This window comes from Nitrospirillum guanabarense (genome assembly GCF_034653355.1).
GTDB lineage: Bacteria > Pseudomonadota > Alphaproteobacteria > Azospirillales > Azospirillaceae > Nitrospirillum.
Map to the genome: position 1 here is coordinate 120,130 of NZ_JAYEER010000002.1, position 14,648 is coordinate 134,777.

General features: G+C 66.9%; 14 protein-coding genes. 7 read left to right on the forward strand and 7 right to left on the reverse strand.

All coding sequences use genetic code 11. The features are described from left to right. Window positions 1-3: 3 nt before the first annotated feature. Genes UAA55_RS07220 through UAA55_RS07230 form a run of 3 tightly spaced genes read left to right on the forward strand, consistent with a single transcriptional unit; the run spans window position 4 to window position 1,759 of the window. Window positions 4-396 (forward strand): type II secretion system protein, encoded by a 393-nt coding sequence (locus UAA55_RS07220; RefSeq protein WP_322952004.1) that lies wholly within the window; start codon window positions 4-6, stop codon window positions 394-396. Window positions 397-407: 11 nt separating this feature from the next. Continuing rightward, entirely contained in the window at window positions 408-977 is a 570-nt protein-coding gene (locus UAA55_RS07225) for a hypothetical protein (RefSeq protein WP_322952005.1), read from the forward strand. Between the two features lie 29 nt (window positions 978-1,006). Further along, window positions 1,007-1,759: a DsbA family protein gene (locus UAA55_RS07230; RefSeq protein WP_322952006.1), complete on the forward strand. Its 753-nt coding sequence runs from the start codon at window positions 1,007-1,009 to the stop codon at window positions 1,757-1,759. Between the two features lie 21 nt (window positions 1,760-1,780). On the opposite strand, the gene UAA55_RS07235 is transcribed toward UAA55_RS07230, so the two are convergent. From UAA55_RS07235 to UAA55_RS07265, 7 genes are all read right to left on the reverse strand, one after another. Then, a complete protein-coding gene (locus tag UAA55_RS07235) occupies window positions 1,781-2,044 on the reverse strand; it encodes an usg protein (protein WP_040844215.1) in 264 nt (87 codons plus the stop codon). 116 nt (window positions 2,045-2,160) lie between these two features. Further along, window positions 2,161-3,063, reverse strand: a complete 903-nt coding sequence (locus tag UAA55_RS07240; RefSeq protein ID WP_322952007.1) for a J domain-containing protein — start codon at window positions 3,061-3,063, stop codon at window positions 2,161-2,163. Window positions 3,064-3,078: 15 nt separating this feature from the next. Beyond that, on the reverse strand, window positions 3,079-3,573 hold the full coding sequence (locus UAA55_RS07245) for a hypothetical protein (RefSeq protein WP_322952008.1): 495 nt from the start codon (window positions 3,571-3,573) through the stop codon (window positions 3,079-3,081). Between the two features lie 142 nt (window positions 3,574-3,715). Further along, entirely contained in the window at window positions 3,716-4,186 is a 471-nt protein-coding gene (locus UAA55_RS07250) for an Hsp20 family protein (protein WP_322952009.1), read from the reverse strand. A gap of 240 nt (window positions 4,187-4,426) precedes the next feature. Continuing rightward, the gene (groL, locus tag UAA55_RS07255; protein WP_322952011.1) at window positions 4,427-6,046 is read right to left on the reverse strand and encodes a chaperonin GroEL; all 1,620 of its coding nucleotides are present in this window, start codon (window positions 6,044-6,046) and stop codon (window positions 4,427-4,429) included. Between the two features lie 27 nt (window positions 6,047-6,073). Continuing rightward, window positions 6,074-6,385 (reverse strand): co-chaperone GroES, encoded by a 312-nt coding sequence (gene groES / locus UAA55_RS07260; protein WP_322952012.1) that lies wholly within the window; start codon window positions 6,383-6,385, stop codon window positions 6,074-6,076. 287 nt (window positions 6,386-6,672) lie between these two features. Beyond that, complete coding sequence (locus tag UAA55_RS07265; RefSeq protein WP_322952013.1) at window positions 6,673-7,503, reverse strand: IclR family transcriptional regulator; 831 nt, start codon at window positions 7,501-7,503, stop codon at window positions 6,673-6,675. A gap of 395 nt (window positions 7,504-7,898) precedes the next feature. Between UAA55_RS07265 and UAA55_RS07270 the strand changes: the two genes are divergently transcribed. The 4 genes from UAA55_RS07270 to UAA55_RS07285 all read left to right on the forward strand — a co-directional run bounded on the left by UAA55_RS07270 (window position 7,899) and on the right by UAA55_RS07285 (window position 14,646). Continuing rightward, window positions 7,899-11,003, forward strand: a complete 3,105-nt coding sequence (locus UAA55_RS07270; RefSeq protein WP_322952014.1) for a TonB-dependent receptor domain-containing protein — start codon at window positions 7,899-7,901, stop codon at window positions 11,001-11,003. A gap of 60 nt (window positions 11,004-11,063) precedes the next feature. Continuing rightward, window positions 11,064-12,632 (forward strand): rhamnogalacturonidase, encoded by a 1,569-nt coding sequence (locus UAA55_RS07275; RefSeq protein WP_322952015.1) that lies wholly within the window; start codon window positions 11,064-11,066, stop codon window positions 12,630-12,632. Between the two features lie 290 nt (window positions 12,633-12,922). Next, the gene (locus UAA55_RS07280) at window positions 12,923-13,672 is read left to right on the forward strand and encodes an SDR family NAD(P)-dependent oxidoreductase (RefSeq protein WP_322952016.1); all 750 of its coding nucleotides are present in this window, start codon (window positions 12,923-12,925) and stop codon (window positions 13,670-13,672) included. Window positions 13,673-13,737: 65 nt separating this feature from the next. Next, window positions 13,738-14,646: an amidohydrolase family protein gene (locus tag UAA55_RS07285; RefSeq protein WP_322952017.1), complete on the forward strand. Its 909-nt coding sequence runs from the start codon at window positions 13,738-13,740 to the stop codon at window positions 14,644-14,646. The last annotated feature ends 2 nt before the right edge of the window (window positions 14,647-14,648 follow it).

The following is a 14,648-nucleotide window of genomic DNA, read 5'->3' on the forward strand; positions in this document are numbered from 1 at the left end:
GCCATGGCGCGACGCGCGGCGAAGAAACGGGCCGCCGGCTTCACCCTGGTGGAGCTGCTGGTGGTCATGGCCATCATCGGCATGCTGCTGAGCCTGGCCCTGCCCCGCTACTACCACGCCATCGACACATCAAAGGAGCGGGTGCTGGCGGAAAACCTGCGCGTCACCCGCGACGCCATCGACAAGTTCTACGGCGACACCGGCCGCTATCCCGAAGCCTTGGACGAGCTGGTGCAGAAGCACTACCTACGCGCCCTGCCCTTCGACCCAGTGGCCGACAGCGACAGCGCCTGGATCATCGTCCCGCCGGAGGAGCAGTTCACCGGCAACGTCTACGACATCAAAAGCGGGGCGCCCGGCACCACTCATGACGGCAAGGCCTTCGGGGACCTATGATGACCCGGCACTTGGCCAAATCACGCCCCAATGAGGGAGGCTTCACCTACCTGGGCCTGCTGATCATCCTGGCCATCATCGGCGTGGTGGCCGCGGCCAGCCTGCAGGCCGGCGCCCTCATGCAGCGGCGCGCGGCCGAGGAAAGCTTGCTTGACATTGGCTCGGACTTCCGCGCGGCCCTGCGCGGCTATGCCGACAGCACGCCCGCCGGCCTGCCACGCTCGCCCCGCACCCTGCAGGATCTGGTGCGCGACCCGCGCTATCCCGGGGTGCGCCGCCATCTGCGCCGGGTGCCACCCGATCCCATGGGCGGCGACCAGCCCTGGGGTCTGGTCATGAGCCCGGATGGCGCCGGCATCATCGGCATCTACAGCCAGGCGCCAGGCCACCCCATCAAGCAGGACGGCTTCCCGCCCGCCTACCAGGACTTCCGCAACCGCGACCGCTACGCCGACTGGGTCTTCACCCAGGCGCCGGCCCGCAATTCCCAGCTGCCCTCGCGGCCCATTCCCCTGGGCCCGGGCGCATCCCCGCCACCCAACCCCGGCGCCGGCTCCTCCGGCTCCTCCGGCTCCCGCTGATACCCTCCCCAGTCCAGGACCAGAAACCCGTGCGAACCGCCCTTTCCGCCCTGATCACATCCTACCTGCTGCTGGCCGGCACCACCGTCCAGGCCGGGCCACAGGCCACCCGGCAGCCGGATGATCTCGACACCCGCATCCACGCCTATCTCCTGGCCCACCCCGAGGTGCTGACGGAAATGCAGCAGGCCCTGGCAGCCAAACAGGCGGCGGAGCGGGATGCCCAGACCCGCGCGACCCTGGCCGCCAACCACGACGCCCTGGTGGCGGACGCGGGCGACGCCGTCCTGGGCAACCCCAAGGGCGACGTCACCATCGTGGAGTTCTTCGATGACGAGTGCCCCTACTGCAAGATGATGGCGCCGACGCTAGAGGCGGTGGTGAAGGCCGACCCCGGCGTGCGCGTGGTGCTGAAGGAACTGGCCGTCCTGGGCCCCGGATCGGAAATCGCGGCACGCTATGCCCTTGCGGCCCGGCAACAGAGCAAATACCTGGCGCTGCACGCCGCTCTGATGGCGGACAAGACGCCGGAACACCAGCTGACCGAGGCGCGCGTGAAAGAGATCGCCGCCGGCGTCGGCCTGGACACCGCCAGGCTGGAGCGGGACAGCCAGTCTGCGGACATCGTCGTCCGGCTGCAGCGCACCCGCGCCCTGGCCCAAACCATCGGCATCCGGGGCACGCCCGGCCTGGTCATCGGCGACACCGTGCATTCCGGCGCCATGACACCCGACGCCCTGGTCAAGGCCATCGCCGCCGCGCGGGCCGCCAAGACGCCCTGACCGGAACAGCGCGACGGGTCGTCAGTGCAGCCAGCCCGCGTCCTGCCCGTGGCGGATTTCCGCAGGCCGGACCAGGGCCGCCGACACCACCGTCACCCGGTGGATGCGGCCGTCCAGCCGAGCCTCCCAGAAATCGAGGAACTGGCGGAGTTGCGGGAAACGCGGTGCCTGGTCCAGCTCCTGCCATAGATAGGCTTGCAGCAAGCCGGGATGGTCGGGCATGCGATAGATGATCTCAGCCGTGGTTAGGCGCCAGCCCAAAAGTTGCTTTTCCAAGTCCGTCATGACGTCCTTCCAACCAGGGTGCGGAGGATGGAATTCTGGCATCACCGGAGTGCCGCGCGTCAATATTTATCTAGTCTCTCCAAATAGTTAGCAGCAGACGGCAGTGGCTGCTGCCATCAATCCCCCTCCATGGGCTTGCGAGGGTTGTACTCGGCCGGCCGCCAGTTCCGCAGGAAGGATTCCAGCGCCGGGTCCGGCGATGGCGGCAAGGCCAGGCGCACGGTCACGTATTGGTCACCCCGAGCACCCGCTGAGGATATGCCGCGTCCCTTCAACCGCAGCCGGGTGCCGTCATTGGCCCCCTTGGGGATGGTCATCAGGACGGAGCCGTCGATGGTTGGAACCCGCACCTTGGCGCCGAAAACCGCCTCGTGCAGCGTGACGGGCAGGTCCAGGTGAACATCGTCCCGGTCGCGCCTGAACCATGGATGGGGCCGCACCGACACCGTGACCAGCGCGTCGCCAGGAGGTCCGCCAGCGGAACCCGAGGCGCCTCGGCCTCGCAGCCGGACCTTGCCCCCCTCTTCAAGCCCTGGTGGCAGGTCCACATCCAGCCGTGTCCCGTCGGGCAGGGTCACACGATGGCGTCCACCTTTCGCCGCCTCAACAAAGTCCACGGTGACGCCGACCGATATGTCCTGGCCTTTGCGCGGCCTCGCACCAGGTCGGGAGCCGCCGCCGAACATGTCGGCGATGATGTCCTCAAAGCCGCCCATCCCGCCGGCGTTGGACGTGAACTGGAAGCCGCCACCGGACGCGCCGGCGTAGTGGCGCCGGGCATGGGCCTGCAGCCGCTCGTTGCCGTCAGCATCGATTTCGCCGCGGTCGAAGCGGGCCCGCTTGGCGGCATCCGACAGCAGGTCATAGGCGGCGGTGATCTCCTTGAACGCGCGTTCCGCGTCGGGGCGGTTCTGGTTGAGATCGGGATGATGGGCTTTGGCGAGCGTGCGGTACGCCCGGCGGATTTCCTCGGCCGAGGCGGTTCGCGATACGCCCAGGATGTCATAGGGATTGCGCATCTATCGTGCACGCGCTCAGTGAAGGGGAAGCGCACGGATGGACACGCCCGTCCCATCGCCCGTGTCGGCGGCGCCGTCACGCAGAAGGTCAAGCAGCGTACCTGAGTCCGGCAGGCCATCCATCTGGCCCACCAGGGCAGACAGCACTTCGGCGCAGGCCTGCACCAGGACCTGGTTGCCCGGCATCTGTTGGTGAACCATCACCAGGTTGTCGACCAGGTCGCAGGCCAAGGCGTATTCCCGTGTTCCCGGCAGGCTGGGGGCCGGCAACGGGGTTGCCGGTGGCGCGCTCCCTGAGTCCTTCAAGGCGGCCAACTTGTGCTGCAGCAAGCAGGCACCCACGCTGCCGTCGATCAGCGTGGCGGCCGACACCTCGCCATCCGCCTGCACGACGAGCTGGCGCAGCAGGCGCAGGGCCGACAGGCAGGTCCCCGCCGCCGCGGCACGGTCCGCGCCATCGGCCGCCAGCGCGACGGCCGAGCGGACCAGGGTGGTGACAACTGGAAACATGGCGATACCCTCCTCACGAGCGATACCGATTCAAACAGCCGGTCCTTCGCGGCACCGGCAACGTCAAGGTGACGTGCTGACATCGGGCCGGGGACACGCCGCCGGCGCGAAGGCCGGCGGCGGCTCCCTTCATCCTCGGCCCTCAGGCGGCTTTCTTTTCGTCGGCTTGATGCTCTTCCAGGCGCGGATTGGCGCCACCGGACAGGATTTCGATGCGGCGGGGCTTCATGGCCTCCGGCAACTCGCGCTTCAGATCGATGGTCAGCAAGCCGTTTTCCAGCGAGGCGCGGTCGACGAAAACGAAGTCCGCAAGCTCAAACCGGCGCTCGAACGACCGGGCCGACAGGCCGTGGTGCAGATAGTGCGCCTTTTCCTCATCGGCCTTCCGGCCCTGGACGACAAGCAGGTTGGGATGGGCGGTTAGGGTCAACTCGTCGCCCGACCAACCCGCGAGGGCGACAACGATGCGGTAGGCATTCTCGCCGGTCTTGAGAATGTCGTAGGGGGGATAACTGTCCGCCGGACTGGTGGTGGACAGATGTTCCAGCACGGACGCCAGACGGTCAAATCCAACGCCGGAACGAAACAGGGGCGAAAAATCGAAAGCGCTCATAGCCATGTCCTCCATTGAGCAACGAGGTACGAGCGGCCCCGGGACCCACCCGGGAGCCGGTTCGGGCCGGATCCGCAATCGGCATCCAGCGCCTATGAATATAGAGAATATCGGCAATACATCAATAATAAATTTGATATAGGCGAATCTTCAGACAATTGCGTCGGGGGAAATAGCAATAACCACGGCGACAATCGCCGCCGTGGCAAAGTATACCCAGTCTATTATGTTATGATTTCTTCAGTCGAAATCCGTCGGCACCTGGGCGGCAGGCTTCTTCTCCGGAAGCTGCGCGACCATGGCTTCGGTGGTGATCAACAGGCCGGCGACAGATGCCGCGTCCTGCAGGGCGGTTCGCACCACCTTGGCCGGGTCGATGATGCCGGTGGCCACCAGGTCGCGGTATTGCCCGGCCTGGGCATCGAAGCCCCAGTTGTAGTCCGGGTTATCGGTGACTTTGCCGACGACCACCGACCCGTCGTAGCCGGCATTGCTCGCGATTTGCCGCACCGGCGCCTGCAGCGCCTTGCGGATGATGTCCACGCCCATGCGCTGGTCGTCGTTGGCCGGCCTCAGCCCCTCCAGGGCCTTCACCGCCCGGGCCAGGGCGACACCGCCGCCTGGCAGGATGCCTTCCTCCACCGCGGCGCGGGTGGCGTGCATGGCGTCGTCAACGCGATCCTTGCGCTCCTTCACGTCCACTTCGGTGGCGCCGCCGACGCGGATGACGGCGACGCCGCCCGCCAGCTTCGCCAGGCGTTCCTGCAGCTTTTCACGGTCATAGTCAGAGGTGGTCTCCTCGATCTGCGCCCGGATCTGCGCGCACCGCGCCTGGATGGCGTCCTTGGCGCCCGCGCCCTCGACGATGGTGGTGGTGTCCTTGCCAATGACCACCTTCTTGGCACGGCCCAGCATGTCGATGGTGACGGTGTCGAGCTTGATGCCCAGGTCTTCGGAGATGACCTGGCCGCTGGTGAGGATGGCGATATCCTCCAGCATGGCCTTGCGGCGATCACCGAAGCCCGGCGCCTTCACCGCCGCCACCCGCAGACCGCCGCGCAGCTTGTTCACCACCAGGGTGGCCAGCGCCTCGCCCTCGACATCCTCGGAAATGATCAGCAGCGGCCGACCGCTCTGCACCACCCGCTCCAGCACCGGCAGCAGGGCTTGCAGGCCGGACAGCTTCTTTTCATGGATGAGGATGTAGGGGTCCTCCAGCTCCACGGTCATCTTGTCTGCGTTGGTCACGAAGTAGGGCGAGACATAGCCCCGGTCGAACTGCATGCCTTCGACGATGTCGAGTTCGGTGTCGAAGCTCTTGGCCTCCTCCACCGTGATCACGCCCTCGTGACCGACCTTCTCCATGGCCTTGGCGATCATCTCGCCGATTTCGGCCTCACCGTTGGCGGAGATGGTGCCGACCTGGGCGATCTCGGCGTTGGTGGTGATCTTCTTGGCCTTGGTCTTCAACTCTGCCACAACGGCCTCGACGGCCAGGTCGATGCCGCGCCGAAGATCCATGGGGTTCATGCCGGCGGCCACGGCCTTGGCGCCCTCGCGCACGATGGCCTGGGCCAACACGGTGGCCGTGGTGGTGCCGTCACCCGCCAGGTCGTTTTGCTTGGACGCCACTTCGCGCAGCATCTGCGCGCCCATGTTCTCGAACTTGTCGGCAAGCTCGATTTCCTTGGCGACGGTCACGCCGTCCTTGGTGATGCGGGGCGCGCCGAAGCTCTTCTCGATGACGACGTTGCGACCCTTAGGACCCAGCGTGACCTTGACAGCGTCCGCCAGGATGTCGACGCCCCGCAGCAGGCGCGCGCGGGCATCGGCCGAGAACTTCACGTCCTTGGCTGCCATTTCCTTCTCCCGTGATGAAGTCCTGCCTCAGGCGGCTTTGCGGGCCGCGCTGGTGTCGATGACGCCGAGGATGTCGCTCTCCTTCATGATCAGGAGATCCTCGCCGTCGATCTTGATCTCGGTGCCGGACCATTTGCCGAACAGCACCCGGTCGCCGACCCGGACGTTCAGGTCGATGACACGGCCCTGTTCGTCCCGGGTGCCGGGACCGACAGCAAGCACCACGCCCTCCTGGGGCTTTTCCTTGGCGGTATCGGGGATGATGATGCCGCCAGCGGTCTTCTGTTCGCTGTCAACGCGGCGCACGACGACGCGGTCGTGCAAGGGGCGGAATCGCATGGGGGTCACTCCTCATTACAAGCGAATGCCATGGATTTCTAAGGCGGCCCGCCCTTCTGGGCCGAGCCGCAGCAAAAATTTATTCAGCCTGAAATCCATGTCAAGAGGGGGCCCACGGCGGTTGAGCCAAAAAAATTCCGGCCGGGATTTCCAGCCTTAACAGGTGGTTGCCCCGCCAGCCCCACCGCGAATTACCACGTCGGAACGGATGGCGGCGGCACGCCCGGTCCCCCGCGATCCGCCGGTGATCAGCACCATCGTCCCCCAAGCAGCATGGATTTTTTCTTCTAGGGCTTCGACTTGCGCGGACGGCGCTGGCCCACCCGCTCGCTCCATCCCAGTTCGCGGCTGATGTCCTGGGCCACGCCCATGACCTGGGCGGTCAGGCCCTCCATACGGGCGTCGCTCATGTACTGCGCGGCGCTGGAGACGCTGATGGCCGCGACGATCTCGCCACTGGCGCCCCGGATGGGGGCGGCAACGCAGCGGATCTGGTCCTCATTCTCTTCCAGGTCGAAGGCGTAGCCCTTGGCCGCGTAGGCGCGCATGCGCTCCAGCCAAATGGCCAGTCCGACACTGGACCCCTGCGCCTCGTAGAATTCGCGCCATGCCGGCTCCCCATGGTCCAGGATCAGGGCCTTGCCCAGGCCGGTGGAGGCGATGGGATGGCGTTCCCCCACACGCGAGCCGATCACGACCCGACGCCGGCCGGGCACCTTGTCCAGGTAGAGCGCCTGGAACCCGTCCAGGATGCCCAGATGGACCGTGTCCTCCGTCGCCGCCGCCAGACTTTCCAGATGCGGCCGGGCCAGACTGGGCAGGTGCATCTGCTGCTGCGCCAGCCAGCCCAGTTCCAGCAGCTTGGGGCCCAGGCTATAGCCGCCGCGCGCCACGAAGGTGAGGTAGCCCCGCTCCACCAAGGCGGAGGCCAGGCGGTGGGTGGTGGATTTGGTCAGGCCCAAACGCTCCGACAGCGCCGGCAGGGCGATGGCTCCCTCCGCCACGGCATCAATGACGTCCAGGCCACGGAACAGCGTCTGGCTGCCCGCCGTCTGTGTTCCCGCCCCCTTGGCATCCTCGTCCGTCTCTGCGGCGCTTGTCCTGGATGAATTGGCCATATTATGATCTATCCTATCATTTAATGGAATATCGGGCGGGCCATTTGTGGCCTCGGCATGAGAATGGCCCCGCGTAAGGGCTTTTTCCAGAGATTTCCCGATATCTGGAATATTGATCAGCATACCGGTCCCGATATCCCCCGGGACAGCATCGGTGACAGCCCGATATTCCGGGTCATTCTCGGGCTCCGGCCCCGGTTGTGACCGCTAACATACTGACACATCTGCAGTATTGCTCAAAATAACAATCTTGCAAACATAGCGTTGACGACTTAATTCCCATTAACTATAATATTATCCCATTATATGGTATTATCTGGCACGAGCCCAAACCACCCCCTGGGGCGGTCCGGTATGCGGGTGATCGCGCCTAATAAAACGGGGAGGCAACAACAATGAGTGATCACACGATGGGAAACCGTCGGCGGCAGCTGCGCGGCACGACGGCGATGATGATGGGCTTTGCGGCCTTCGCGGCCCCCTTGACCCAGTCGGCCCGGGCGCAAACAGCGCCACAAGCCGACCAGGCTTCCCCCAACGGCCCCCAAGCCGGGGATGGACTGGAAGAGATCATCGTCACCGGATCGCGCATCCGGCAGGGCGGCGCCTCCACCCCCGTCAACACGGTCAACGCCGAAGACGTCAAGCTGTCGGGCAACGTCAATATCGAACGCATGCTGGCGCAGCTGCCACAGGCCGTGGGCTCCCAGTTGGGCAGCGCCACCTCCAACACGGTTCCCGGCGGCTTCGCCGACGTCAACCTGCGTGGGTTCGGCGCCACCCGCAACCTGGTGCTGGTCAACGGCCGCCGCTTCGCCATCTATGGGCCTGAGCAGGTGACCGACTTGAACACCATCCCGGCCAGCCTGATCAAGCGCACCGAGATCGTCACCGGCGGCTCCTCCGCCGTGTATGGCTCGGACGCCATCACCGGCGTGGTCAACTTCATCATGCGCGACGACTTCGAAGGCATCGAGGCCCGGGCGCAGATGAACATCGACCAGCCCACCGGCACCCCCGTCTACAACGTCGACCTGACGGCCGGCGGCAACTTCGCCCAGAACCGCGGCAACCTGGTGGTGGCCGCCAACTACCTGGACCGCCGCGCCATCACCCGGGGAGAGCGCGGCAGCTACGCCTATGACAGCCTGTCCGACGGCTGCGTGGTCAAGGGCACCAGCAGCCCCGACCATGCCGGCACGCCCTTCACCCCGTCCGCCGGCAAAGGCTGCGTCGCCGGCGGTGGTGAGCTGGGCTTCGTGGCCGGCGGCAGCGGTGACATCCCCAACGGCCGCTTCTCCGGCATCCCGGCCTTTGGTGGGTCCAACACCGCGCTGAACGAGGCCTATGCGGCGGCCGGCCTGGGCAGCCTGACCTCGCGCGGTTTCACCTTCAACAGCCAGGGCACGGCGGCGCGGCCGGAGATCACGCCCCAGGACGACTTCAATCTGGGCCCCGACAACTATCTGATCCAGCCGCAGAAGCGGAAGATGATCAATAGCTTCGGCCATTACGATTTCACCGACAAGCTGCGCGGCTTCATGGAGCTGCACTACAGCAACAACGAGGTCGACGCCCGCCTGGCCTCCACCAACGTGGGCGCGCCCACGCTGTTCAACGTCAACAACCCCTATCTGACGCCGCAACTGCAGGAGGTGCTCCGCCAACTGGACCTGGCGGAGACGGGCAAGACCACCGTGTCCGCCGGCACCGCCACCTACACCACCACCCCCGGCGACGGGCTGGCGGTGCTGACGGCCGGTCGCCGCTATATCGAGGCCGGGCCGCGCCTGGCCATCGAGGAGCGCAACGTCTACCGCGGCGCCTGGGGCATCGACTGGGACATCGGCGACGCCTCGCCCGACTATCTGACCGACCTGAAGCTGAACGCCTATTACACCTACGCCCGCAGCGAAGACACGCTGCGCCTGCAGAACGCCATTTCGCGCAGCCGGCTGCAGGCGTCCCTGTTGTCGGCCAACGGGGCGGCGCCGGTCTGCAACATCTTCGGCGCCAACGTCAGTGCCGCTTGCGTGCAGGCCATCGCCATCAACGCCACCAACACAACCATCGCCGAGCAGCAGGTGGCGCAGGGCAGCCTGACCGGCACCCTGTTCCGCCTGCCGGCCGGGCCGCTGGGCTTCTCCGTCGGGGCGGAATGGCGCGAGACCAGCGCCACCTTCACACCCGACAGCTTCCTGGCTTCCGGCGACGTGGCCGGCTTCAACCCCGGCCTGCCCACCAAGGGCAGCATCGGCGTGAAGGAAGGCTTCGGCGAGGTGCGCGTGCCCCTGCTGAACGACATCTTCCTGATCGACGACCTGACCGCCAACGGCGCCTTCCGCTATTCCGAATACGACCTGACCGGCATCGGCGGCGTCTGGACCTATTCCGGCGGCCTGGATTGGAAGGTGACGCCGGACGTCGCCTTCCGCGGCCAATACCAGCGCGCCATCCGCGCGCCCAACGTGAACGAGGCCTTCGGCGGCGTCAGCCGGGTGGTGGGCGTGGCCACCGATCCCTGCTCCAGCCGGGCGCCGGCGGCGCAGCAGACGGCGGCCGTTCGCGCGGCCTGTATTGCCACCGGTGTCCCCGCCAACGCCGTCTTCACCGACGCGGTCCAGCCCAACAGCATCTTCGCGGCGGATTTCGGCGGCAACCCCAACCTGCGTGAGGAGCGTTCCGATACCGTGACGGTCGGCACGGTGCTGACACCACGCTTCGTGCCCGGCCTGAACCTCAGCGTCGACTATTTCAACATCAAGCTGGAGGGCGCCATCGCGGCCCTGGGCGGCGGCCTGCAGAACACCCTGAACCTCTGCTACAACGTCATCCAGAACCCCAGCAGCGAGTTCTGCCAGGCGGTCCACCGCAACCCGGTGACCGGCGAGATCAACGATCCCTTCGTGGTCAAGGTGCTGAACGCCAACACCGGCCGCATGCAGACCTCGGGCCTGGACTTCGCCGCCAGCTATTCCTTCGACGTCGACGTCGGCATCCCCGGCATCGCCCGCACCAGTTCCTTCGACATCAGCACCACCTACACCTACCTGGATGATTTCACCCTCACCCCGGTGGCGGCGCTGCCCAACATCCAGAACCATTGCGAGGGCTCGTTCGGTCCCACCTGCGGCCAGCCGCTGCCGGTGTGGCACGGCAGCACCCGTGTCACCTGGAACCTGGACCAGCTGAAGCTGAGCGTGCGGCACCGCTTCATCGACGAGGTGACGACCGACCGCTATCTGGTGCCCCTGCGCCAGGGCTCGGCCTCCACCCCGGCCCTGTCCAGCATCGCCTATCCCACGCTGGACGCGCAGAACTACATCGATCTGTCGTTCAGCTACGACGTGAACAAGAGCATCCAGGTGTTCGGCGGCGTGAACAACGTCTTCGGCACCCTGCCCCCGGTCACCACCCAGGGGCCCAACGCCAACACCTTCTCCGCCACCTACGACGTGCTGGGGGCGGAGTTCTTCTTTGGCGCCACGGTGAAGTTCTAAAGGCCTGATCGGGTGGCGGCGAACACCTCGCCACCCCAACCGGAACGGACGAGGCAGAGCATGGTGGACCGCCGATCCCTTATCCTGGCCGCGGGCTTCGCGGCCGGCGCCGGCCCCGCCCTGGCGGCGAGCCGGCCGCCCGACAGCGGCGGCGAGGGCTGGATCGACGTGCGGCGCTTCGGCGCCAGGGGCGATGGCCGCGCCATCGACACCCCGGCCGTCAACCGGGCCATCGAGCATGCCGCGGCCCGGGGCGGCGGCACCGTCCATTTCCCGGCCGGCACCTACGCCTGCCACACCATCCGCCTGAAAAGCCGCATCACCCTGTACCTGGATAATGGCGCCACCCTGCTGGCGGCGGCCCCCACCGCCACCGAAGGCTATGACCATGCCGAGCCCATCGGCGACTGGGGCGCCTATCAGGATTTCGGCCACGGCCACTGGCGCAACAGCCTGATCTGGGGCGAGGATTTGCATGACATCGTCATCGCCGGTCCCGGGCTGATCTGGGGCAAGGGGCTGGGCCGGGGCGATGGCAAGGACAACTGGCTGCAGGACCCCAGCGGCCCCGGCACGGGCAACAAGGCCATCGCCCTGAAGCGCTGCCGCAACGTCACCCTGCGCGACTTCAAGATCCTTGAGGGCGGCTGGTTCGCCCTGCTGGCCACCGGCGTCGACAACCTGACCATCGACAACCTGCTGGTCGACACCAACCGCGACGGCTTCGACATCGATTGCTGCCGCAACGTGCGGGTCAGCAACTGCACGGTCAATTCCCCCTACGACGACGGCATCTGCCCCAAGAGCAGCTACGCCTTGGGCGAAGCGCGGGTGACCGAGAACCTGACCATCGCCAACTGCCTGGTCACCGGCAACTACCAGGTGGGGTCGGTCCTGGATGGGACCTGGCGGCGCATGCCGCCGGAATTCGCGTCCAAGATTCACGGGCGCATCAAGTTCGGCACGGAATCCAACGGCGGCTTCCGCAACATCACCATCACCAACTGCCTGTTCGAGGAAAGCCGTGGCCTGGCGTTCGAAACGGTGGACGGGGCGGTGCTGGAGGACGTGGCCGTCAGCAACATCGCCATGCGCGGCATCGTCGACGCCCCCCTGTTCCTGCGGCTGGGCAAGCGCATGCGCGGACCGGCCGGGGCCGCCGTCGGCACGCTGAAACGCGTCTCCATCCAGAACATCATCAGTTCCGGCGCCACGGCCCTGCCCTCGGTCATCGCGGGCTTCGGCGACCGGCCCATCGAGGATGTGCGCATCGCCGACTGTTATTTCCATCAGGTGGGTGGCGCCCCGGCCGCCATGGCGGCCCTGGCCCCGCCGGAGGCCGAGCTGGCCTATCCCGAGGCCACCATGTTCGGCGACCTGCCGGCCACCGGCTTTTTCATCCGCCACGCGCGGCGGGTGCAGATGAGCAATGTGGAGGTGGCCGTGGCCGCCCCCGATCCCCGTCCCGCCATCCGGCTGGAGGATGTGGTGGACGCGGATTTCTTTCGCCTGCGGGTGCCCAAGGAGGCGCCCGCCTTCGCCTTGGAGAGGGTGGTGGACTTCCGGTCCACCGGCGCGCGTTGGCTGCCCGACACGGTGGCCGATGGTCCGGTCAGCGGGCGGTTCTGAGCCCGCTGGTTGGCCGGAACCCGGTACCACACCCTTCCTGCCGGGTTCCGGTCTTTTTACTGACTCACTTATAAATCCTATTTTTTGGTATCGTTTCCTATAATACGGAATTATCATGCCGATGATAAAACGCAGGGGAAGCTCCTGGGCGAGCCCGGTTTCGGCGCCGACCTCAACCCAGCCGTCACACTCCACCGCCCCTATACGCATTGAGGCAGACCCATGAACTTCTTCCGCCACTCCGCGGGCCCGAGGCCGAACCCCAGTCATCCGGCGACGGGGGCCGCGCGATGACGGCCTACGCGGAACGCTTCGCCGGACGGAACGCCATCATCACCGGCGCGGCTTCCGGCCTGGGCCTGGAGGTCGCGCGCCGCATCATCACCGAGGGCGGACGCGTGGTGCTGTGGGACCTGAACGCCGAGGCTCTGGCGGCGGCGCAAGCGGAGATCGGCGCCGTCCATGCCGTGGCGTTGGACGTCGCCGACCCGGACGCGGTGGCCGCCGCCGCCACGGCCAGCGTGGCCGTGCTGGGCAAGGTCGACATCCTGGTCTGCTCCGCCGGCATCACGGGGCCGACGGCGCCGGTGCAGGATTTCCCCATCGACGGCTGGCGGCGGGTGATCGACATCAACCTGAACGGCATTTTCCACTGCTGCCGCGCCCTGGTGCCCCATTTGCTGACCAACGGCTATGGCCGCATCGTCAACGTCGCGTCCGTCGCCGGCAAGGAGGGCAACCCCAACGCCTCCGCCTATTCCGCCAGCAAGGCCGGGGTCATCGGCCTGACCAAGTCGCTGGGCAAGGAGTTGGCGACCAAGGGCGTGATCGTCAACGCCATCACCCCCGCCACCTTCGACAGCCCCATCCTGGACCAGCTGCCGCAAAGCCAGATCGACTACATGCGCTCCCGCATCCCCATGGGGCGGCTGGGCGACGTGAAGGAAAGCGCCGCCATGATCTGTTTCATGGCGTCGGAGGAATGCAGCTTCACCACCGCCTCCACCTTCGATACCTCTGGGGGCAGGACGACCTTTTAAGTTCCGGCTCAGTTCCGGGTCACGGGCGCCCGCGCAGAACGGCGCCTTTCGGGAGGATAAGAGACGTGCGGGACCTGCCGTTCATCGACGCCCATGTCCATCTGTGGGACCTGGGGCGGCTGCGCTACCCCTGGCTGACACCGCCCTTCAACGACGGCGGGCCGAACGGCGACGTGGCGCCCATCGCCGCAAGCTACGGCTTGACCGATTATCGGGCGGAGGCGGCGGGATGGAACGTCATCGGCATCGTTCATGTCGACGCCGGCGCCCATCCGGCCGACGCCCTGGCCGAAACCGACTGGCTGCAGGACCTGGCCGCCAACGAGGGCCTGCCCAGCGGCATCGTCGCCTTCGCGGCATTGGACGACCCGGAGGTGGAGACGCTGCTGGCGGCGCACGCGGCGCGGCCCGCCGTCCGCGGCATCCGCCATATCGTCAACTGGCACCCCGATCCCGGCCGCACCTACACCCCGCGCGACGTCACCCGGGACGAGGCCTGGGCCCGGGGCTTCGCCCTGCTGGAACGCCATGGCCTGTCCTTCGACCTGCAGGCCTATCCCGGCCAGTTCTCCGCCCTGGCGGCGCTGATCGCCCGCCACCCGGGCATTCCCGTCATCATCAACCACGCGGGCATGGGCGTGGATCTGGACGCCGCCGGCCGCGCCGAATGGCGCGCCGGCATGGCGGCGCTGGCGGCCTTGCCCAACGTCTCGGTCAAGCTGTCGGGCATGGGCTTCGCCTTCCGCCCCTGGCGCGCGGACGCCGTGCGCGGCCGGGTGCGGGAAACGCTGGACCTGTTCGGCGCGAACCGGGCCCTGATGGCCAGCGACTTCCCCACCGATCGGCTGTTCGCCGGCTTCGACGCCACCCTGGGCGCGCTGGCCGACGCGGTGGCCGACCTTACCCTGACCGAGCGCCGCGCCCTGTTCGCCGGCAACGCCAACCGGGTCTACCGACTAGGCCTGGACATCTGAGG

Excerpts from the sequence above, each read along its gene's own strand:
- UAA55_RS07220 (WP_322952004.1), top strand. The coding sequence starts at position 4 with ATGGCGCGACGCGCGGCGAAGAAACGGGCCGCCGGCTTCACCCTGGTG.
- UAA55_RS07235 (WP_040844215.1), bottom strand. The coding sequence starts at position 2,044 with ATGACGGACTTGGAAAAGCAACTTTTGGGCTGGCGCCTAACCACGGCT.
- UAA55_RS07240 (WP_322952007.1), bottom strand. The coding sequence starts at position 3,063 with ATGCGCAATCCCTATGACATCCTGGGCGTATCGCGAACCGCCTCGGCC.
- UAA55_RS07245 (WP_322952008.1), bottom strand. The coding sequence starts at position 3,573 with ATGTTTCCAGTTGTCACCACCCTGGTCCGCTCGGCCGTCGCGCTGGCG.
- UAA55_RS07250 (WP_322952009.1), bottom strand. The coding sequence starts at position 4,186 with ATGAGCGCTTTCGATTTTTCGCCCCTGTTTCGTTCCGGCGTTGGATTT.
- groL (WP_322952011.1), bottom strand. The coding sequence starts at position 6,046 with ATGGCAGCCAAGGACGTGAAGTTCTCGGCCGATGCCCGCGCGCGCCTG.
- groES (WP_322952012.1), bottom strand. The coding sequence starts at position 6,385 with ATGCGATTCCGCCCCTTGCACGACCGCGTCGTCGTGCGCCGCGTTGAC.
- UAA55_RS07265 (WP_322952013.1), bottom strand. The coding sequence starts at position 7,503 with ATGGCCAATTCATCCAGGACAAGCGCCGCAGAGACGGACGAGGATGCC.
- UAA55_RS07270 (WP_322952014.1), top strand. The coding sequence starts at position 7,899 with ATGAGTGATCACACGATGGGAAACCGTCGGCGGCAGCTGCGCGGCACG.
- UAA55_RS07275 (WP_322952015.1), top strand. The coding sequence starts at position 11,064 with ATGGTGGACCGCCGATCCCTTATCCTGGCCGCGGGCTTCGCGGCCGGC.
- UAA55_RS07280 (WP_322952016.1), top strand. The coding sequence starts at position 12,923 with ATGACGGCCTACGCGGAACGCTTCGCCGGACGGAACGCCATCATCACC.